This window comes from Luteimonas sp. 3794, from assembly GCF_031456825.1.
In the GTDB taxonomy this organism is placed as follows: domain Bacteria; phylum Pseudomonadota; class Gammaproteobacteria; order Xanthomonadales; family Xanthomonadaceae; genus Luteimonas.
The window spans coordinates 441962-461849 of record NZ_JAVDVJ010000001.1 but is presented as its reverse complement, the minus strand read 5'-3'; the positions used below and the strand labels follow the sequence as shown (position 1 = coordinate 461849).

Annotated in this window: 17 protein-coding genes and 1 pseudogene; 9 read left to right on the top strand and 9 right to left on the bottom strand. The window is 69.9% G+C overall.

Translation table 11 applies throughout. The features are described from left to right. Window positions 1-7: 7 nt before the first annotated feature. Window positions 8-685, bottom strand: coding sequence for a LysE family transporter (locus J2X52_RS02075; RefSeq protein WP_310147936.1), 678 nt, complete (start codon window positions 683-685; stop codon window positions 8-10). A gap of 133 nt (window positions 686-818) precedes the next feature. Between J2X52_RS02075 and J2X52_RS02070 the strand changes: the two genes are divergently transcribed. Both J2X52_RS02070 and J2X52_RS02065 read left to right on the top strand, forming a co-directional pair. Further along, window positions 819-1967: an aldo/keto reductase gene (locus J2X52_RS02070; protein ID WP_310147933.1), complete on the top strand. Its 1149-nt coding sequence runs from the start codon at window positions 819-821 to the stop codon at window positions 1965-1967. A 366-nt stretch (window positions 1968-2333) separates the two neighbouring features. Then, window positions 2334-3116, top strand: coding sequence for an autotransporter outer membrane beta-barrel domain-containing protein (locus J2X52_RS02065; RefSeq protein ID WP_310147930.1), 783 nt, complete (start codon window positions 2334-2336; stop codon window positions 3114-3116). 619 nt (window positions 3117-3735) lie between these two features. Here the strand turns inward: J2X52_RS02065 and J2X52_RS02060 are convergent. Both J2X52_RS02060 and J2X52_RS02055 read right to left on the bottom strand, forming a co-directional pair. Next, window positions 3736-3984: a DUF1653 domain-containing protein gene (locus tag J2X52_RS02060; RefSeq protein WP_310147928.1), complete on the bottom strand. Its 249-nt coding sequence runs from the start codon at window positions 3982-3984 to the stop codon at window positions 3736-3738. Window positions 3985-4008: 24 nt separating this feature from the next. Beyond that, the gene (locus J2X52_RS02055; protein ID WP_310147926.1) at window positions 4009-4275 is read right to left on the bottom strand and encodes a hypothetical protein; all 267 of its coding nucleotides are present in this window, start codon (window positions 4273-4275) and stop codon (window positions 4009-4011) included. 61 nt (window positions 4276-4336) lie between these two features. Between J2X52_RS02055 and rmuC the strand changes: the two genes are divergently transcribed. Next, window positions 4337-5788: a DNA recombination protein RmuC gene (gene rmuC, locus J2X52_RS02050; protein ID WP_310147924.1), complete on the top strand. Its 1452-nt coding sequence runs from the start codon at window positions 4337-4339 to the stop codon at window positions 5786-5788. 156 nt (window positions 5789-5944) lie between these two features. Then, complete coding sequence (locus tag J2X52_RS02045; protein ID WP_310147921.1) at window positions 5945-6490, top strand: glutathione peroxidase; 546 nt, start codon at window positions 5945-5947, stop codon at window positions 6488-6490. Between the two features lie 368 nt (window positions 6491-6858). On the opposite strand, the gene J2X52_RS02040 is transcribed toward J2X52_RS02045, so the two are convergent. From J2X52_RS02040 to J2X52_RS02015, 6 genes are all read right to left on the bottom strand, one after another. Further along, window positions 6859-7941, bottom strand: a complete 1083-nt coding sequence (locus J2X52_RS02040; RefSeq protein ID WP_310147918.1) for a VacJ family lipoprotein — start codon at window positions 7939-7941, stop codon at window positions 6859-6861. Window positions 7942-7979: 38 nt separating this feature from the next. Then, window positions 7980-8267, bottom strand: a complete 288-nt coding sequence (locus J2X52_RS02035; RefSeq protein ID WP_310147916.1) for an STAS domain-containing protein — start codon at window positions 8265-8267, stop codon at window positions 7980-7982. Then, window positions 8267-8929 carry an ABC transporter substrate-binding protein gene (locus tag J2X52_RS02030; protein ID WP_310148815.1) on the bottom strand — a complete coding sequence of 221 codons (663 nt, stop codon included), beginning with the start codon at window positions 8927-8929 and terminating at the stop codon, window positions 8267-8269. The genes J2X52_RS02035 and J2X52_RS02030 overlap by 1 nt, the downstream gene beginning before the upstream one ends. 5 nt (window positions 8930-8934) lie before the next feature. After that, window positions 8935-9489, bottom strand: coding sequence for an outer membrane lipid asymmetry maintenance protein MlaD (gene mlaD / locus J2X52_RS02025; RefSeq protein WP_310147913.1), 555 nt, complete (start codon window positions 9487-9489; stop codon window positions 8935-8937). A gap of 70 nt (window positions 9490-9559) precedes the next feature. Continuing rightward, on the bottom strand, window positions 9560-10303 hold the full coding sequence (locus J2X52_RS02020) for an MlaE family lipid ABC transporter permease subunit (RefSeq protein WP_310147910.1): 744 nt from the start codon (window positions 10301-10303) through the stop codon (window positions 9560-9562). Further along, window positions 10300-11097 carry an ATP-binding cassette domain-containing protein gene (locus J2X52_RS02015; protein ID WP_310147907.1) on the bottom strand — a complete coding sequence of 266 codons (798 nt, stop codon included), beginning with the start codon at window positions 11095-11097 and terminating at the stop codon, window positions 10300-10302. The genes J2X52_RS02020 and J2X52_RS02015 overlap by 4 nt, the downstream gene beginning before the upstream one ends. Window positions 11098-11609: 512 nt before the next feature. Between J2X52_RS02015 and J2X52_RS02010 the strand changes: the two genes are divergently transcribed. The 5 genes and pseudogenes from J2X52_RS02010 to J2X52_RS01990 all read left to right on the top strand — a co-directional run bounded on the left by J2X52_RS02010 (window position 11610) and on the right by J2X52_RS01990 (window position 19885). Then, window positions 11610-14363: an HAD-IC family P-type ATPase gene (locus J2X52_RS02010; protein WP_310147905.1), complete on the top strand. Its 2754-nt coding sequence runs from the start codon at window positions 11610-11612 to the stop codon at window positions 14361-14363. A 29-nt stretch (window positions 14364-14392) separates the two neighbouring features. Next, window positions 14393-15244, top strand: a complete 852-nt coding sequence (locus J2X52_RS02005; RefSeq protein WP_310147902.1) for a universal stress protein — start codon at window positions 14393-14395, stop codon at window positions 15242-15244. Between the two features lie 14 nt (window positions 15245-15258). Continuing rightward, window positions 15259-16188 (top strand): annotated as a pseudogene (locus J2X52_RS02000) (bifunctional enoyl-CoA hydratase/phosphate acetyltransferase); the annotation flags it as partial. Then, window positions 16185-17432: an acetate/propionate family kinase gene (locus J2X52_RS01995; protein ID WP_310147899.1), complete on the top strand. Its 1248-nt coding sequence runs from the start codon at window positions 16185-16187 to the stop codon at window positions 17430-17432. The pseudogene J2X52_RS02000 and the gene J2X52_RS01995, both read left to right, overlap by 4 nt. A 65-nt stretch (window positions 17433-17497) precedes the next feature. Further along, window positions 17498-19885: a xylulose 5-phosphate 3-epimerase gene (locus J2X52_RS01990; protein WP_310147896.1), complete on the top strand. Its 2388-nt coding sequence runs from the start codon at window positions 17498-17500 to the stop codon at window positions 19883-19885. Window positions 19886-19888: the final 3 nt, after the last annotated feature.

The window sequence follows — 19888 nt, the reverse complement described above, 5'->3', positions numbered from 1 at the left end:
GCATGCCTCAATTGAACGCGAGTCGCACCCCGAACCCGATCAGGCACGCACCGGCCATCCGCCGCAGCCATGTCGCAATCCGTGGATCGCGTGCCACCCGCGCACGCAGCGCGTGGCCGGCGAGGATCAGCAGCGAGCAGTACAGCAATCCGAGCACGAAAATCAGCACCGACATCGCCGCGAACGTCGCGAGTCCCCGGTGCCGCGCCGGGTCGATGAAGAGCGGAAAGAACGCCATGTAGAACAGCACGGCCTTCGGATTGAGCAGGGTGATCAGCACGCCCTGGCGGAACCAGTGGCCGTTGCCCAGCGACACCATGCCCGCGCCGTCGCCGCGGTTGCGCAGCAGCTGCACGCCGATCCACACCAGATACGCCGCGCCGAGCCACTGCACGCCGCGGAACAGCATCGGATTGGCGGCGAGCAATGCCGCCACGCCGCCCGCCGCCAGCCACAGCAGCACCTGGTCGCCGAGCGCCAGGCCGAAGCACGCCGCGTAGCCGGCGCGCACGCCGCTCCGCGCGGTTGCCGTCAACAGCGCGACCGTGCCCGGCCCCGGAATCGCGAGGAACACGAGCACCGCCACCACGAAGGTCGGCAGATCGGAAATGCCCATCCAGCCCATGTCGTCACTGCCGAGGATCGAGCGCAAATGATACGCAGGCGCCCAACGCACGCCGCGCATTCCCGCGTCGGTGTGGATGCCGGTTCACAACGCCTCGTCGCCGCGACTGGCACGGTGTGCATTCGCGGGCATCGACGCAGGGCGGCCACACGGCCGGGAAGCGATGGTCGCAACCCTGCCGCCGGAGATCCCCATGCATTCACGTCGCACTTTCCTGTCCGCCGCCGCGCTCGGCGCCGCCACCCTCGCCGCCGCGCCATTGATCGCCAGCGCGCAGACCACGCCCGGTGACGTCCTGCCGACGCAGGGCCGTCGCGCCGCCAGCCCGTTGCCGACCAATCCCGCAGGGGGCCGCAAGTACCGGCCGACCGCGCGTGTCGGCCTCGGCGGCGCGCCGCTCGGCAACAACTGGGCGGTGGTCACCGAGGACGACGCGCAGGCCACGCTGGAAGCGGCCTGGGACGGCGGCATGCGCCTGTTCGACACCTCGCCGTGGTACGGCCTCGGCCGCTCCGAGCGTCGCTTCGGCCACGTGTTGGGGCAGAAACCACGCGAGGAGTACGTCATCTCCAGCAAGGTCGGCCGCCTGCTGACCGCGACGAAAGAAACACCGAAAGTCAGCTGGAAGGATCCGCCGCCGTTCGCCTACCGCTACGACTACAGCGCGGCGGGCACGCGCCGTTCGGTCGAGGACAGCCTGCAGCGCCTCGGCATCGATTCGCTCGACATCGTGCTCGTGCACGACCTGTCGCCCGACAACGGCGACATGGGCGAGCGCTGGCTCGAATACTTCGAGCAAGCGCGCACCGGTGCGTTCCCGGAACTGACCAAGATGCGCGAGGAAGGCCTGATCAAGGCCTGGGGCATGGGCGTCAACACGCCGGACCCGGCGATGCGCGCGATCGAGGTCAGTGATCCGGACATCTTCCTGCTCGCTTGCCAGTACTCCCTGCTCGACCACGCGCAGGCGCTCGAACACACCTTCCCGAACCTCGCCACACGCGGCATCTCGGTGATCGTCGGCTCACCGCTGCTGGCTGGCTTCCTCGCCGGTCGCGATCGTTATCTGTACGGCTCGCAGCCGGTGCCGCCGGACGCGCAAGAGAAGCGTGCGAAGGCCGAAGAAATCGTGCGCGCGCACGGCGTCGACCTGCGCACCGTCGCGCTGCAGTTCGCCAATGCACCCGAAGTGGTCTCGGCGATCGTGCCGGGCTCGCGTAATGCCGAGCAGGTGGCCGCGAATATCGAATCGATGTCGGTCGCGATTCCGGCGGCAGTGTGGTCGGACCTGCGCGATGCGAAGATCATCACCGCGAACGCGCCGGTGCCGACCGCGGGCTGATTCCAGACGCCTGATGCGTCCGGCAACGCAGCGCCGGACGCTTGCGTCGCGAGCCGCCGCAGGCGGCGCCCGCACATTGCGCGGACCTCCCGGCGCCTTAGATGCCCGCCGCCGGCCCGGAACACAGCCCGATGGTGATGGTGCCGGCGGCAGATGGCACGAAACGCGGAACGCGTATCCGCTGATGTCATGAATAGGGGCTCCACGCAGATCGCCGCCAGCTGCTCTGCTTCCGAGCCGCGCGCCGACGGACACCGCACCGGTGCGGCGGCATCGCCAGGGAATCCGAACGTCTCGCTGTGGCGTAGGAATCGGCACCACATGTCGAGTGGCGTGTGGCCACCCTTTCCTGATCCGGAGATTCCCATGCGCATCTGGCTCACTGCACCTCTCGCGGCTCTCATGGCAACCACAGCGCACGCCGCCGGCCCTGAAGCCGGTCGCTTCTCGATGTCGCTGGTCGGCGGCGTGGACGTGCCGGTCAACGGCGAAGTCCACGACGGCGCAGTCGCCGCCGTGCCAGACCTCGGCCCCCTGAATCCGGCACTGGCCGGCGTCAACGCCGAACTGCGCATCGGCGCGCGCGCGCATGACCGCGTCTACGACATGGCCCAAACGGTGGGCGTGGAATTCGCCTACGCGTTCGACGACCGCTCCGAGCTGTTCGGACAGGTGCGCCGGACCGAGGCCGACGACGGGACGGTGCGGGTGGGCGGGGCCTTCGTGCCGGCGCTGGCCACCGAGCTGCCGGTCTTCGGCACCTTCAGCGACTACAAGGCGGTGTCGGCCGAGATCGGGTACCGCTACTACTTCGGCACGCCAGGCTACGCACGCCCGTTCGTCGGCGCGCGCGCAGGTGCCGTCCGCGTCGACGAGATCCGCGCGACGTTCTCGATCCCGGATGCGGGCATCACCATCGCCGATGCCCCGTTCTACGATTCGGGCTGGATCGCCACCGGCGGGCTGGATGCGGGCGTGATCATGCCGCTCAGCGAGCGCTTCAGCGTCACCCTGGCCAGCGGCGTGCGCTACATCGCCGATCTCAAGGATGACGACAGCGCGATCGGTGGCCTCGGCCTGGCCTCGATCAACGACACCGGCAGCCGGTTCTCCGTTCCTGTGACCCTGTCGGCGCGCTGGGACTTCTGATGTCGACGCCCTGCCAGCGCGCAGCGCGCGCTGGCAGCTCTGGGCCGCTCGGCGCGCCCATCGGCAAACAACACGCAGATGGCCGCATTGCCACAGTTCGGCGGGAGCCCTGCGGCGGGCCCCGCCCGATGCGAGCGCATCGTTTGAATATCCGCGGTTGTCCCCGCCGCCTTTTGCATGTGCCAGATGCGATGGTCTGCAACGTCGTATGACGTCGGGGCGCGGCCAGCTGTTGGCCGGCACGCCTCCAGCACTTCTTCCATCGCTCCGACCAGGTTGCCGCCGGGATCACGCAGGACGCCGATCCCCAACAATGGGCGCCTGCACCGCGAGCGCGGCACGCGGTCCGCAGTCGCACGCCGGGTCACGCAATCCTCGCACCTGACGACGATGTTGCGCATGCAGACGTACAGCACCGAGTTGCGCCCGGGTTCGCCCCCGCGGTGCGCTGCGCATTACGCCGGCGCTTGCGGATCGACAATCGACGCGCGCGACTCCGGGCCCAGCGCGGAACAGGACTACCAGTCCACGCACATCCCGACAGGAGCCGTGCCCCGTGTCGACGTAGGACACGTGCACGACGCGACCTGGGGTCGCCCGATCGAAGGCGTGGGATGCATCAGATGCGCTCCGTAGGGGTGTCGACCGGCGCGAAGCGCGGCACCTCGACGCCATCGACATCGACCGTCTCGACGAACATCGCGTGCGGCCGCACCCACAGCGCACCCTCTCCATACAGCGGCCGGTACACCACGACCGGCTCCAGCGTTTCGCTGTGTCGCGCCACGCCGATGACGTCGTAGTCGCGCCCCTTGTAGTGCCGGTAGCGGCCCGGCGCGAGTGCCGGCAAGTCAGGCAGGTCAGACATCGAAGTCTCCGGTGATCGGGCGAATCAGCGGCGTTCGCGCGGCGCGCGATTGTTCGTCGATACCAGCAGGCCGAAGCCGTAGACGAGCAGACCGACCACCACCACGGCGCCACCAATCATCCGGCCGAGATCGCGCGCCTCGCTGTCGGTGGCGAACAGATGGATGGCGACCAGCACGCCCGCGCCGATCAGCAACAGGCAGCGCCCGACCATCACCACCGGCCGGGTGAATCGCCGTTTCGCTTCTTCGATCGACCGGTTGCGCTGCATCGTCGTTGCCTCGTGCTCCATCAGGCATGCGAGTTTCGCATGCAGGCGCAGCCGCTGAGACGGCGCCCGCTAGAATCACCGGATGAATCCCACGCTCGTCTTGCTCTCGCTGATCCTCCTGCTCGTCGCCATCGCGACCGGGCTGCTCGTCGTCCTGCTGCTGCGCCGGCCCGCTCAAGGCGGCGACGCGCTGGAGCGCGTGCTGCGCGAGGAACAGCGCGATGGTCGCGGCGAACTGCGCCAGCAACTCGATGCGTCGGCTGCATCGCAGGCCCAGCGCATCGACGCATTCGGCGCGCAGCTGCAGGCCGTCGCCGCGCGCACCGACCAGCGCCTGGACGAGTTCACCACGCGCACCGACGCCCGGCTCGACGCGTTCACCCGTACCACCGACGAGCGCCTCGGCGTGCTGCGCGCGGCGCTGACCGAAGATGCGCGCAAGACGCGCACCGAAGGCGCCGAGCAGCAGCAGCGTTTCGCCGACGCACTTGGCGCACGCCTCAACGAACTCACCCAGCGCAACGAACAACGCATCGGCGAGATGCGCACGACGCTGGAGCAGCAGCTGCAGCGCCTGCAGGCCGACAACGCCAGCAAGCTCGACCAGATGCGTGCGACCGTCGACGAGAAGCTGCAGACCACGCTCAACACGCGTCTCGATGCCTCGTTCAAGATCGTGTCCGAGCGCCTGGAACAGGTGCAGCGCGGCCTCGGCGAGATGCAGCAGCTGGCAACCGGCGTGGGCGATCTCAAGCGCGTGCTGACCAACGTCAAGGACCGCGGCGGCTGGGGCGAAGTGCAGCTGGAGAACATCCTCGAGCAGACGCTCACCATGGAGCAGTACGCACGCAGCGTGCGGGTGAAGCCCGACAGCGCGGAGGCCGTGGATTTCGCGATCCGCCTGCCCGGGCGCGGGGGCGACACCGTGGTGTGGCTGCCGGTCGATGCGAAGTTCCCGCGCGAGGATTACGAGCGCCTGATCGATGCGCAGGAGAACGGCGACCTCGATGCGATCAAGACCTCGACCGCGCAGCTCGAACGCGCGATCCGCGTGCAGGCGAAATCGATCAGCGACAAGTACGTGTGCCCGCCGCATACCACCGATTTCGCGGTGATGTTCCTGCCGACCGAAGGCCTGTACGCCGAGGTCATCCGCCGCGCCGGGCTCGTCGATCTGCTGCAGCGCGAACATCGCGTGGTGCTGGCCGGTCCGACCACGTTCACCGCATTGCTCAACAGCCTGCAGATGGGCTTCCGCACACTGGCGATCGAGAAGCGCTCCAGCGAGGTCTGGCAGGTGCTGGGCGCGGTGAAGAGCGAATTCGGCAAGTTTGCCGGCATCCTCGAGCGCGCCGAGAAGCAGATCACCACCGTCGGCAAGAGCCTCGGCGAAGCCAGCCGCAAGACACGCACGATCGAGCGCCGCCTGCGCGGTGTGGAATCGCTGCCCGGTCCCGATGCGCAGGCGCTGCTGGGCGAGGCGCTCGACGATGTGGCGGGTGACGAGGACAACGAGGACGCGCAGACGCCGTAAGTCATCGCGCGCCGTGTAGGAGCGCGCTCGCGCGCGAAGACACGTCCAACGCCTGCACGCTCGACGGGTTTCGTTGCGCTCTATCCACTCGACGAGCGCCGAAACGTCAATGTGCGGCGCTAACATCGGGGCTCTTTCCACCCACGAGCCACCGCCATGACCGCACCGCTGACCGACATCCCGCTCAAGACCATCGAAGGCGCCACCACCACGCTCGGCGCGTATGCCGGCAAGGTGCTGCTGGTGGTCAACGTCGCGTCCAAGTGCGGGCTGACGCCGCAGTACGCAGGCCTTGAAGCGCTGTACCGGGAGAAGCGCGATGCAGGCCTGGAAGTGCTCGGCTTTCCGGCCAACGATTTCGCCGGCCAGGAGCCGGGCAGCGAGGCCGAGATCCAGCAGTTCTGCAGCCTCAGCTACGACGTCAGCTTTCCGCTGTTCTCGAAGATCGCGGTGACAGGCGACGCGATCCACCCCCTGTATGCAGCGCTGACGACCGCGCAGCCCGAAGCGACCGGCGAAGGCCCGATGCGCGAGAAGCTGCGCGCCTTTGCGCCGCCGAATCCGGCGCCGGGCGTGCTATGGAATTTCGAGAAGTTCCTGATCGACCGGCATGGGCATGTGGTGGACCGGTTCGCGCCCGACGTGGCGGCGGATGATCCGCGCGTGCGCGCGGCGGTGGAGGCGGCGCTGGCAGGGAATTGATTTGCTGCGGACGCTGTCTGCGGTGTTGTAGATCCGGGTCGGGGCATGTGTTCTGCCTTGAGCTCTTGCTAAGAGCACCCTCACCCCAACCCCTCTCCCAGAGGGAGAGGGGCTCGTTTCATGCACGGCCAAGCGGTCCTGAGCCCCTCTCCCTCTGGGAGAGGGGTTGGGGTGAGGGCCGCTTTTCGCAGTAGTGCGTGTATGCGCTCGGTTCGGCGGACGTGTGCAAACGGGTGATGCGTCCGCGTGTCACCGTATTTCCCGACAGCTGATGCTTCGCCCCCGCCCCCCGTGAACAAGGGGAGGGCTACAAGCAAAAGCCCCGCATTCGCGGGGCTTTTTTTCAAGACTTCAGCGCACCCAACGCATCAATTCGACGGCGACAGCGGAATGATCGGCATCACGTCGACCGGCACGGTCGGCATCGCGTCGTCGTCGTAGAGATAGTCCGGCAGGCCGGCTTCGTGGTCGTCACGGTCGGTGCGGCGGACCGATTCGATCTGGTAGGCGCGGCGCTGCATCCATGCGTCGCGGATCAGTGCGTATTCGTCGGTCGCGCCCTCGCGCATGCTGTCGACGGCGAACAGGCGCGTGCGGAGGTCGACCAGCTGCAAGCCCTGCAGGCCGTAGCGCCATGGATCGTCACCGACCTGGCGCAGCGGCGACAGCGGCGCGTCGCCGACCAGGCCGAAGCCGTCGCGCAGGGTGCGCGGGCCGAACAGCGGCAGTTCGAGGTAGCGCGAATCGCGCCAGCCCCACACGCCCATCGTCTGGCCGAAGTCGGCGCTCTGGTTCGGAATCTCCGCATCCGTCGCCGGATCGAAGATGCCGCCGATGCCCAGCGTGCTGTTGACGACGAAGCGGCCCAGCGACTGGCCCGCGGCCAATGGCCGACCCTGCAGCAACGCATTGAGCGCGCTGACCGGCTGGCCGAGATTGCTGAAGAAGTTGGTCACGCCCAGACGCACCGGGCGCGGCACGACCTTGGCGTAAACCTTCGCCAGCGGCTTGGCGAAACCGCGGTCGACCGCGCTGTTGAAGGCGAACACCTTGCGGTTGAGCGGCTCCCACGGATCGTAGCTGCGCGGCATCTGCGCGGCTTCGGGCAGCGTCGGATCGTAGATCGGGTCGTAGACCGGCTCGCCATACAGCGCGGCGTAGTCGAGTTCGGCATCAGTCGGCGTGCCGTTGGCGGGCGCGGCGTCGCCGGCCACACGCGCGGCATCGTCGAGCGCGTCGATGACTTCGCCAGTATCCGGCGGGGCCGGCACATCGGCGGCGTCGGCATCCGCAGCAGTGGGCACGTCGGCGATCGCAGGCGCTGGCGCAGTGACCGTTTCGGCCACCGGCGACGGCACGCGATCCTTGGGCGCGCCGGTACCGGCGCAGGCGACGAGGACCACTGATGCGATCAGCGGCAGCAGGACACGGAAGGGAGCAAGGCTCGACATTGTCGGAATCCCGAGGGGGGCCGGGTGGGACGGCAGATTCACGCGGACACGTAGGTCAGCGTCGGTGTCAGACGGTAAGCGCGGCACAGTTCGGCCAGACCCGGCGGCGTGCCGTCGACCCTGAGCGCGCCGTCACCGGCGAGTTCGGCCAGCAGGGCGAGACCCGCGCTGTCGAGCGTGGTGACGGCGGACAGGTCCAGCCGCGCGGCGCCCGCGCGACCGGCCTGCGCCTGCGGCCACAGCGACGGGACCGACGCAGCGACGACATCACCGGCGAACGCCAGCGCATCGCCATCGCGCCTGACCGAAGCGGCGGCCGTGCCCATCACTCGACGACCGCCTCGATCTGGCCGCTGCGCAGTTCGCGCGCGACCTCCGGGATCGACTTGCGCTGCAGCGGGGTGTCGAACTGCTCGCGGAAGGTGCGCACGAACGACACGCCTTCCACCATCACGTCGAAGACTTTCCAGGTGCCGCCGCTCTGGCGCATCAGGTAGTCGACCGGAATCGGCTCGCCGCCACTGCGCAGCAGTTCGCTCGACACGCGCACGCCCAGACCACGCGGCAGCGGGGCTTCGGACTTGATGCGCACACGCAGCTGAGAGTTGAAGTCCAGCAGCGACGAGCCGTACTTGCGCATCAGGTTCTCGGCCAGCGCATCACCGAACAGCTTGACGTCGGCATCCGACGCGCCGCGACCGTGACGGCCCAGCACCTGCCGCGCAGCGTAGTCGCGGTCGAACATGGTGTTGAATTCGCTGTCGATGAAGCGCTGCAGCGCGCCGCGGTCACGGGTGAATTCGGCGCGGCGCGATTCCAGTGTCTTGAGCACGCGCTCGGTGTTGCCCAGCACCAGTTGGCTGGGCGAGCCGGCCTGCGCGGTGCTGGCAGCGGGGGCTGCAGCCGGACGGGCCTGCGCGAACGCGGCGGCGGGCAGTACCAGGGCCGCGGCGAGTGCGAGCGGCAGGGCGCGACGGATCAGGGGCATGCGGATCATGGAAGAACTCCTTCGTCACTGTGGGGTGCGTCGGGCGACGCGGTGCCGCCTTCGGGCGCGGCTGGCGAGGCAGCGTCGGCACCGTCGCCGCCACCACCGAACATGTATTTGCCGACCATCTGCATCAGATCCACCGCCGGCGAGGTGAACGCGATTTCCTCGCCCGGCTGCAGCACATCGACATCGCCGCCGATCGACAGGCCGAGGTAGCTCTCGCCGAGCAGGCCGCCGGTGAGAATCGCCGCGGAGGTGTCGGCCGGGATCTCGTTGAAACGGTCCTCGATCTTCATTGTCACGACGGAATCGAAACGCACCGGATCCAGATCGATGCCGGTCACGCGGCCGATCGTCACGCCACCGACCTTGACCGGCGCGTTGGGGCGCAGCTGGCCGAGATTGCTGAAGCGCGCATTGAGTTCGTACGTGCCGCCGCGACTGAAGCCGAACTGGCCGTTGGTCGAAGCGATCGCCAGCACCAGCAGCGACGCGAGCGCGAGCAGCAGGAATGCACCGACGGCGAATTCGAGACGGGGACCACGGGTGCTTGTCATGGGTGTCACCTTTGCAGCGGACCGCCGGACGCGGCGGTGAAAGAAGGAATCAGCGTTCAGGCCGCCGACATCAGCGGAACAGGAAGGCGGACATCACGAAATTGAACATCAGCACCAGCAGCGAGGCGTTGACCACCGCGCGCGTCGTCGCGACCGAGGTGCCTTCGATCGTCGGCTCGGCGTGGAAACCGACATACGAGGCGACCAGCGCAGCCGTGCCGCCGAATACCGCGGACTTCATGAACGCGGTCAGGAAGTCGCCGCGGAAATCGACCGCGTCCTGCATCGACTGCCAGAACATGCCGTTGTCGATGCCGAGCACCTGCACCGCCTGGAACCAGCTGGCCGACAACGCGAGGCTGCAGAAGAGGCCGGTCAGCAACGGCACGCAGATCACCGCGGCCCAGAACCGCGGCGCGACGACCTTGGCCACCGGATCGATCGCCATCAGACCCAGCGCGGTGATCTGGTCGGTGGCGCGCATCAGGCCCAGTTCGGCGGCGATCGAGCTGCCGGCGCGGCCGACGAACAGCAGCGCGGTCAGCACCGGCGCGAGTTCGCGGTACAGGCCCAGGCCGATCAGCACGCTGACCTGGTTGCTGGCGCCGTAGGTTTCCAGCGCGCGGTAGCCCAGAAGGGTGAGCGACAGGCCGACGAAGGCGCCACCGACCGCAATGATCGGCAAGGACCGGCCGCCGATCTTGTAGATCTCGCGGACCAGCTCGGAGAAGAAATCGGCGGTCGGCTTCGATGCACGCAGCACCGACAGCGAGAACAGCCCGGCGCGGCCGAGCGAGCGGATCGCAGCGGTCATCGTGCGGCCTCCGTGGGGGCGAGATCGCCGCGGTCGAATGCGATGGGGCCGTCCGGCTCACCGTGCAGGAACTGGCGCACCAGCGGATCGGTGCTGGCCTCGAGCTCGGCAGGCGTGCCCTGGAAGACGATGCGGCCATTGGCGATCACGATGGCGTGGTCGGCGACGGGCAGGGTCTCGTGGACGTGGTGGGTGACGATGATGCTGGTCAGCCCGAGCGAGGCATTGAGCCGCGCGATCAGACTCATGATCACGCCCGAGGCGATCGGGTCCAGCCCGGTCAGCGGCTCGTCGTAGATCATCAGCGGCGGGTCCAGCGCCAGCGCGCGGGCCAGCGCGACGCGGCGCGCCATACCGCCCGACAGCTCGCGCGGATACAGATCACCGGCCGTGCGCAGGCCCACGGCCTGCAGCTTCATCGCCACCAGGCGCGCGATCACCGGCTTCGGCAACTTGGTGTGCAGGCGCAGCGGCAGGGCGATGTTCTCGCCTGCGGTCAGGTCGGTCAGCAGGCCGTTGCCCTGCAGCAGCACGCCGATGCCCTTGCGCAGTTCCAGCAACTCGCGCATGCGGGTCGGCACGGGCTGGTCGAAGACCTCGACCGTGCCCGCAGCCGGCACCAGCTCACCGGTCAGCGCCGAGAGCAGCGTCGACTTGCCGCTGCCCGACGGGCCGAGCACCGCGGTCACGCTGCCGCGCGGCACCGACAGGTCGATGCCGGACAGCACGGTGCGCCCGCCCCGGTCGAGGCGGACATCGCGCAGCAGCACGGCGGGGGCGTTGGCGTCGGGCATTCGGCTCGTGGGGATCGCGTCAGGGGGGCCGCGCAGCGGTCGCACGGAAGCGCACAGGATGGCGCAAACACACTGAATCTTAACCTAGTCAGTGTACTGACGAGTACAGAAATTATCCCGGACGCGGGGCGCAGTGTCCCGCGTGGCCACGGCGCCTGGCGTCCCAGCCGCTCGACTGCGGTCACTGCCCGCTTCGCTGATGCAGCCATCCACTGCGTCGCTGCATCGCAGACATCGCCCTGCACCGCATCAGGCGTGGCCGCAAACTGGCGAAGGTTGCACCGCAGCTCGAAGATGTGACGGCTGAACGCAGCGCGCGGCGTTCATCGGCTGTCAGACGCCTATCGACCCGGTCCGGGCGACCTGTCATGGTGGGTCTCCCGGGCCCGCTGCTGCTGCCGCGGCGGATTGGTGCGATGCCGCCGATCTCCTGCAGACCCGGACATGCGAGACCGCAGCGATGGCGTGTTGGAGTGCATCCACGCCGTCTGCCTGCACAGGAGCAGACCCCCATGCGTCCGAACGACCACCGCGAGGTGCAGGTCGACTGGCACGCGCAACCCCACGAAGACGTGCTGCAGGCGTTGTCGGCGACAGCGGATGGCCTGAGCGGCGACGAGGCCCGGCGCCGGCTCTCCGAATACGGGCGCAACGAATTGCCGGCGCCGCGCGCTACACCCGCGTGGCGACGGCTGCTGCGGCATTTCCAGGATCCGCTGATCCTGTTCCTGCTGGCGGCGGCGATCACCGCGCTCGCGCTCGGGCATGTCGTCGATGCCGTGGTGATCGCGGCGGTGGTGGCGATCAACGCCCTGGTCGGCTTCGTGCAGGAAGGGCGCGCGGAACAGGCAATGTCGGCGCTGCGCTCGATGCTGGCCGCGACTGCGCGGGTCTCGCGCGACGGCGCGCGCACCACGATTCCGGTCGCCGAGCTGGTGCCCGGCGACGTCGTGCTGCTCGAGGCCGGCGACCGCGTGCCCGCGGATGCGCGCGTGCTGCGCTGCCGCGGCATGCGCATCGACGAAGCCGTGCTGACCGGCGAATCGGTGCCGGTCGACAAGCGCGCCGAGCCGGTCGCCGTGGAGGCCGATCTGGGCGACCGCGCGTCGATGCTGTATTCGGGCACGCTGGTCGCATCCGGCCAGGCCAGCGCGGTGGTCGTGGCCACCGGCCCCGACACCGAGGTCGGCCGCATCGGCACGCTGCTGGGCGGCGTCGACAGTCTGACCACCCCGCTGCTGGCGCAGATGTCGCAGTTCGGACGCCGGTTCACCCTGTTGGCGCTGGTGCTGGCAGCACTGCTGTTCCTGTTCGCGATCGGATTCCGCGATTACGCCTGGCTCGACGCGCTGATGATCGTGGTCGCGCTGGCGGTCGGGCTGGTGCCCGAGGGCCTGCCGGCGGTGATCACCATCACCCTGGCGCTCGGCGTGCGGCGCATGGCCGCGCGCCACGCGATCATCCGGCGCCTGGCGGCGGTGGAGACCCTGGGCGCGACCACGGTCATCTGCACCGACAAGACCGGCACGCTCACGCGCAACGAGATGACCGTGCGTCTGCTGGTGACGTCCGCCGGCGACGTGCGGGTGGAGGGCGGTGGCTATGCCCCCGTCGGCGCGCTCACGCCCGACGGCGGTGGCGGGGCGATCACTGCTGCGATCGAGGTCGCGCGCATCGGCCTGCTGTGCAACGACGCACGCCTGCATCACGAGGGCGAACGCTGGTGGATCGATGGCGATCCCATGGAAGGTGCGCTGCTGGCGCTGGCGGGCAAGGCCAGGCTGGACCCGGCCGCGATCGAAGACCGGCATCCGCGGATCGACGAAGTGCCGTTCGATGCCGACTACCGCTTCATGGCCACGCTGCACCGCGATGGCGACGGGGCGCTGGTCTGCGTCAAGGGCGCACCGGAACAGGTGCTCGCGCTCAGCGGCGCGCAGCTCGATGCCGCCGGCAACAGCGCGCCGCTGCAGGCCGGACACTGGCAGCAGGCGGTCGACGCCGCCGGCGCCGAGGGACAGCGGGTGCTCGGCTTCGCGTTCGCGCGCCTGGCGCAGGTGCCCGAGCGCTTCGCCTTCGCCGATGTCCGAGATTTGACGTTCGCCGGCATCGCCGGATTCATCGATCCGCCGCGCGAGGAGGCGATCCGCGCGGTCGCCGACTCCCGCAGCGCCGGCATCGCAGTGAAGATGATCACCGGCGACCACGCCGCGACCGCCAGCGCCATCGCGCGCCAGCTGCAGCTGGCCGACGATCCTCAGGTGGTCACCGGACGCGCACTCGACGACATCGACGATGCCGACCTGCCGGCGCTGGTCGAACGCGCCCACGTATTCGCGCGCAGCAGTCCGGCGCACAAGCTGCGCATCGTGCGCGCGCTGCAGTCGCGCGGGCACACCGTGGCGATGACCGGCGACGGGGTCAACGACGCGCCGGCGCTGAAGCAGGCCGACATCGGCATCGCGATGGGCCACAAGGGCACCGAGGCCGCGAAGGAAGCCAGCGAGATGGTGCTGGCCGACGACAACTTCGCGTCGATCGCCGCCGCCGTGCACGAAGGCCGCGCGGTCTACGACAACATCCGCAAGGTGGTCGCGTGGACACTGCCGACCAATGGCGGCGAAGCGCTGACCGTGGCGCTGGCGATCGTGTTCGGCTGGGTGCTGCCGATGACCGCGCCGCAGATCCTATGGGTCAACATGGTGCTGTCGATCACCCTCGGCCTGGCACTGGCGTTCGAGCCGCCGGAACCCGGGGTGATGCGGCGACCGCCGCGCCAGCGCAGCGCGTCGCTGATCTCACCCTTCATGCTGTGGCGGATCGTGCTGGTGTCGCTGCTGTTCACCGCCGGCGCGTTCGGCATCTTCGCCTGGGCCCAGCGCCGCGGGCTGGATATCGCGACCGCGCGGACGATGGTGGTCAACGTGTTCTGTGTGATGGAGATCTTCTATCTCTTCAGCGTGCGCTACCTGCACGGCGGCTCGCTGTCGCTGCGCGGCCTGCGCGGCACGCCGGCGGTGCTGTGGGCGGTGGCCGCGGTGGTGGTCGCGCAACTCGCCTTCACCTACCTGCCGTGGATGAATACCCTGTTCGGCAGCAGCCCGGTACCGCTGCTGGAGGGCGTCGTCATCGTGCTGGTGGGCGTGGCGATGCTGCTGGTGCTGGAAGTCGAGAAGCGGCTGCTGCGCCGGCTGGGTGTGCTCGACGAACTGAAGCCTGCCAGCGCGGTGCTGCCGATTCCGGCGCAGGCGGGGGGCGTGGCATGAGTGTCGGCCGGAACACGGACCGCGTGCGCATGGACGAAGTTGCTGGCGTGCTGGTGGCGACCGACCTCGCCCCACGCTGCGACCGCGCCATCGGTCGCGCACGGCTGCTGGCGCGTGCACTCGGCGGCACCGCGACCGCCGCCACGGTGCTCGATCCGGCGCACGCGCGAGCCCGCGGCCTGCGCGCCCGTGGCGGGGCGCACTGGTATCGGCCACCGCCGCCACGGGTCCACGCGCAGCAGTGGCTGCAGCGGGAGTTCGAGGACGCGGTGGTGGCCTGGGACACGCACGTCGACGAGGGTGACCCCGGCGAGTGCCTGTCCCGGCTGCTCGATACGCGCGACGACCCGCTGGTGGTGACGGGATCACTCCGCAGCGGCCCGTTCGGCCCGGCGATGCTGGGCTCGACCGTCGATCGCCTGCTGCGCCGTGACCGCGCGTCGCTGCTGGTGGTGCGCGAGCGTGCGCACGCGCCCTATCGCCACCTGCTGGTGGCCAGCGACTTCTCCGCGCCATCGCGCGCCGCGTTGCGGCACGCGCATGCCCTGTTCCCGGAAGCGCGGATCACGCTGCTGCATGCGGTCGACCCGCCGATGCTCGGGGTCGCCGTGGATGCGCAGGTCGCAACGCCGCGCGCGCATCCCGATGCGCAGGGAAACGCATTCCTGCGCGAGGCCGTGCCCGACGCCGGGCGTTTCGAGTTGCGCGTCGAGCACGGCGATGCCGCGCGCCTGGTGCAGCAGTACGTCGACACCTTCGCGCCAGACCTCGTCGTCGTCGGCAGCCACGGCCGCAGCGCTGCCTACGAGGTCGTCATCGGCAGCGTGGCCAGGCGCATCGCCGCGACCTCGATGGCCGACACCCTGGTGGTGCGCGGATGACCGTGTTCAGCACCGATGCCGCGGGCAACGACGGGCTCGGCCGCCTGCTCGCGCACGTCGCCGGGCTGTCGCCGGTACGGGTCGCAGTGGTGCATCCCTGTGACACCGCCAGCCTGTCGGCCGCGCTCGATGCACGCGACGCCGGCTTGATCGTGCCGGTGCTGGTGGCGCCGCGCGAGCGGCTCGAAGCCGTGGCGGCGGACGCGGGCCTGGACCTGACGGGCATCGCCATCGAGCACGTCGCCCACAGCCATGCCGCGGCAGCGCGCGCGGTGGCCCTGGCGCGCGCCGGCGAGGTCGAGGCGCTGATGAAGGGCAGCCTGCACACCGACGAGCTGATGGCGGCGGTGGTCGCTTCCGCGACCGGGCTGCGCACCAAACGCCGGGTCAGCCACTGCTTCGTGCTGCAGACGCCGCACTACCCGCGGCCGTTCATCGTCACCGACGCGGCGATCAACCTCGCCCCGGATCTGGCGCAGAAGGCCGACATCGTGCGCAACGCCATCCACCTGGCGCACGTGCTCGGCATCGCCGTGCCGCGGGTCGCGATCCTCGCCGCGGTGGAGACGGTGTCGCCGACGATGCCGGCCACGCTCGACGCCGCGGCGCTGTGCAAGATGGCTGATCGCGGCCAGATCACCGGCGGCATCCTCGACGGGCCGCTGGCACTCGACAACGCGGTGTCGATCGATGCCGCGCGCAGCAAGGGCATCGTGTCCGACGTCGCCGGCCGCGCCGACATCCTGGTGGTGCCGGACCTCGAAAGCGGCAATCTGCTGGCCAAGCAACTCATCTTCATGGGCAACGCCGCCAGCGCCGGCATCGTGCTCGGCGCCCGCGTGCCGGTGGTGCTGACCAGTCGCGCCGACGCACGCGAATCGCGGCTGGCCTCGTGCGCGATCGCGCTGATGCTGGCCCACCACTACCGCAGCGCGCCGCCGTGACCGCGTCCGCCACCGCCACCGCCACCGCCGACCGCTACCCCAGCCGCGGCGATCTGCTGCTGGTGCTCAACTGCGGTTCGTCGAGCATCAAGTTCGCGTTGTTCGATGTCGGCCAGACGCCGCTGCCGCGGGCGCCGGTGTGGAACGGCAAGGTCCAGGGCATTGGCGGCGATGCGCCGACCCTTGGCGAGACCGGGCGTGAACCCGAGCGCGTGACGCTGGATGTGGACCAGCCCTACCACGCAGCGCTGACGCGCATTCTCGACCGCGTTGCCGCGCGTCGGGGCGGACGCCGGCTGCACGCGGTGGCGCATCGGGTGGTGCATGGCGGCGGCCGGTACGAAGCGCCGGTGCGCATGGATGCCGCGGTGCTCGCCGACCTCAAGAGCTACGTGCCGCTGGCGCCGTTGCACCAGCCGTTCGCGCTCGAGGCGATCGAGATGCTGCTCGAGGCCGAGCCGGCGCTGCCGCAGGTCGCGTGCTTCGACACCGCCTTCCACCACACCCTGCCGCAGGTCGAGCGGATGCTGCCGCTGCCCTACGACGCCTGGACCCGCGGCCTGCGCCGCTACGGCTTCCACGGCCTGTCCTACGCCTACATGGCCGAGGTGTTGCCCGAGCGCCACGGCGCTGTCGCGCGCGGCCGCTGCATCGTCGCCCACCTCGGCAGCGGCGCCAGCCTGTGCGCGATGCAGAACCTCGAAAGCATCGCCACCACGATGGGCTTCTCGGCGCTCGACGGGCTGATGATGGGCACGCGCACCGGCGCCCTCGACCCCGGCGCGGTGCTGTACCTGATGGAGATCGAGAAGCTGAGCCTGGCCGACGTGGGGCATCTGCTCTACCACCGCTCCGGCCTGCTCGGCGTGTCCGGCAGCTCGTCGGAGCCGCGCGTGCTGCTGCCGCTGGAGGCCGAGGCCGGCGAGACCGGCGAGCGTGCGCGCATCGCGCTCGCGCTCTACGTGCGCCGCATCGTGCGCGAGATCGGCGCCCTCGTCGCGGTGCTCGGCGGGCTCGACCTGCTGGTGTTCACCGCCGGCATCGGCGAACACATCGCGGAGATCCGTGCGCGCGTCTGCGCCGGCCTGGGCTTTCTGGGCGTGGCGCTGGACGCCGACGCCAATGCTTCCGATGCAGCGGTGATTTCGGCGCCGGCCAGCCCGGTGGTCGTCGGCGTCGAGCCGACCAATGAAGAGTGGATCGCCGCGCGCCAGACCCTGGCGCTGCTTGCCGGCGCGCACTGACACGACGCCATGACGACGATGCCGCGCTTCCGCGGCGTCGCCGGCGCGGCAGCAGGAGAACAGCCATGCACCAGTCCAACCAGGCGCCGCTCGCCCATTGGCGCGCCGGCCACGGCCCCATCGCCCACAGCGCCGAAACCGCGGCGCGCGTCGACGCGCTGTTCGGCACCCTCGTCGACACCGGTCGGCTCGCCGATCGCGACACCGGCTACGCATTGCTGGCCGCCGCTGACCGCCTCGCCTGCGCGGCGATGAATGTCGTCGCGCACATGACCTACGCGCGGCGCATCGACCTCGAGGGTCGGGCGCTTGAAGCCGACGACTTCAAGCCCGTGCCCGAAGGCCACACCGGCGGCGCGCTGAACATGGTGCCGGCGTTCGTCGGCTACCTGCTCGCCAATGCGCTCAGCGGCCATACGCGCTCGTGGCTGATGGGGCAGGGCCACTGCGCCGCCGCGATCGAGGCGACCAACGCGCTGACCGGCGACGTCTCGCCGGCGCAGGCGGGTCGTTACGACCGCAGCGCGGATGGTCTGGCGCGGCTGATCACCGACTTCTATTCCTACGCCATCGGCGCCGACGGCCGTCCGGCCGTGCCGCTCGGCAGCCATGCCGGCCCGAATACCGCCGGCGCAATTTCCGAAGGCGGCTATCTCGGCTTTGCCGGCCTGCAGTACGTGCACATGCCGCTGCCGGGCGAGCGCCTGGTCGCGTTTCTCAGCGACGGCGCGTTCGAAGAGCAGCGCGGCTCGGACTGGACGCCACGCTGGTGGCGCGCCGAGGACTGCGGCTTCGCAGTGCCGGTGATGATCCTCAACGGCCGCCGCATCGAGCAGCGCACCCAGATCGGGCAGGCCGGCGGCGCGGGCTGGCTGGCCGAGGACGTGCGCAACAACGGCTTCGCGCCGCTGATCGTCGACGGCCGCGATCCTGCCGCGATCGCCTGGGGCATCCTGACCGCCGATGCGATGCTGGAAGCCTTTGCGGCCGACCCGGCGCATCGTTACCCCGCCGCCCTGCCCTATGTCATCGCCGAGACCGACAAGGGCTTCGGCTTCCCCGGCGCCGGCACCAATGCCGCGCACAACCTGCCGCTCGGCGGCAATCCGCATCGCGACGCCGCAGTGCGCGCTGTCTTCAATGAAGGCGCCCAGGCGCTGTTCGTGCCGCCCGCGGAACTGGACGACGCGCTGCACACGCTGGCCAATCACGACAGCCAGCAGCGTGTGCGCGAGAGCCTGCATCCGCTCGCCCATCGCCATCCCGAAGCGCCGGTGCTGCCCGAGCCGGCATGGGAGACGGCGCAGGCGCATGGCTGCGCGATGCACGCACTCGACGCCTGGTTCATCACCCTGGTCGACGCCAACCCCGACCTGCGCGTGCGCGTCGGCAATCCCGACGAGCTGGCCAGCAACCAGATGGGCGACACGCTGCTGCGGCTCAAGCACCGGGTCAACGTGCCCGAGGCCGGCGTGGCCGAGTCGCTGCACGGCGCGGTCATCACCGCGCTCAACGAGGAAGCCGTGGCCGCGGCCGCCACCGGCAACAAGGGCGGGCTCAACCTGATCGTCAGCTACGAGGCCTTCGCGGTGAAGATGCTCGGCATGCTGCGCCAGGAGATCATCTTCGCCCGCCGCCAGAAGGAGTTGGGGCAGGTGCCGGGCTGGCTGTCGGTGCCGCTGGTGGTGACCTCGCACACCTGGGAGAACGCCAAGAACGAGCAGTCGCACCAGGACCCGACGATCGGCGAGGCGCTACTCGGCGAGATGTCCGACACCTCGCGCGTGCTGTTCCCGGTCGATGGCAACACCGCCGTCACCGCACTGCGCGCGGTCTACGGCGGACGCGGCGAGATCGCCTGCCTGGTGATCTCGAAGCGCGAGCTGCCGAACCGCTTCGACGCCGCTGGCGCGCAGGCGCTGATGGCCAAGGGCGCGGGCCATGTCGCCGGTGATCCGGCCACGGCCGCCGTGCAGTTCGTCGCCATCGGCGCCTATCAGCTGGAAGAGGCGATGCAGGCGCACCAGCATCTCGCTCGCGCCGGTCACGCCTCGTGCGTCACCGCGATCATCGAGCCGGGCCGGCTGCGCATCCCGCGCGACGCCATCGAAGCCGCCTTCGTGCTCGACGATGCGGCGCTGACCGCGCTGTTCCCCCCCGGGCTGCCGCGCGTGCTGATCAGCCATACCCGCCCGGAACCGATGCTCGGCGTGCTGCGTCGCCTCGACGATGGCCCGGCGAAGACCCGTGCACTGGGCTACATCAGCCGCGGCGGCACCTTCGCGGTGCCCGGCATGCTGTTCGCCAATCGCTGCACCTGGGCGCATGCGGTCGATGCCGCCGCCGCGGTAGCCGGGTGGTCGCGTGATGCGGTGCTCGACGCCGACGCACGTCGCGCACTCGATGGCACCGGCACGCCAGCCGACCTGATGGTGCCCGTGGCCGGCACCTGACGC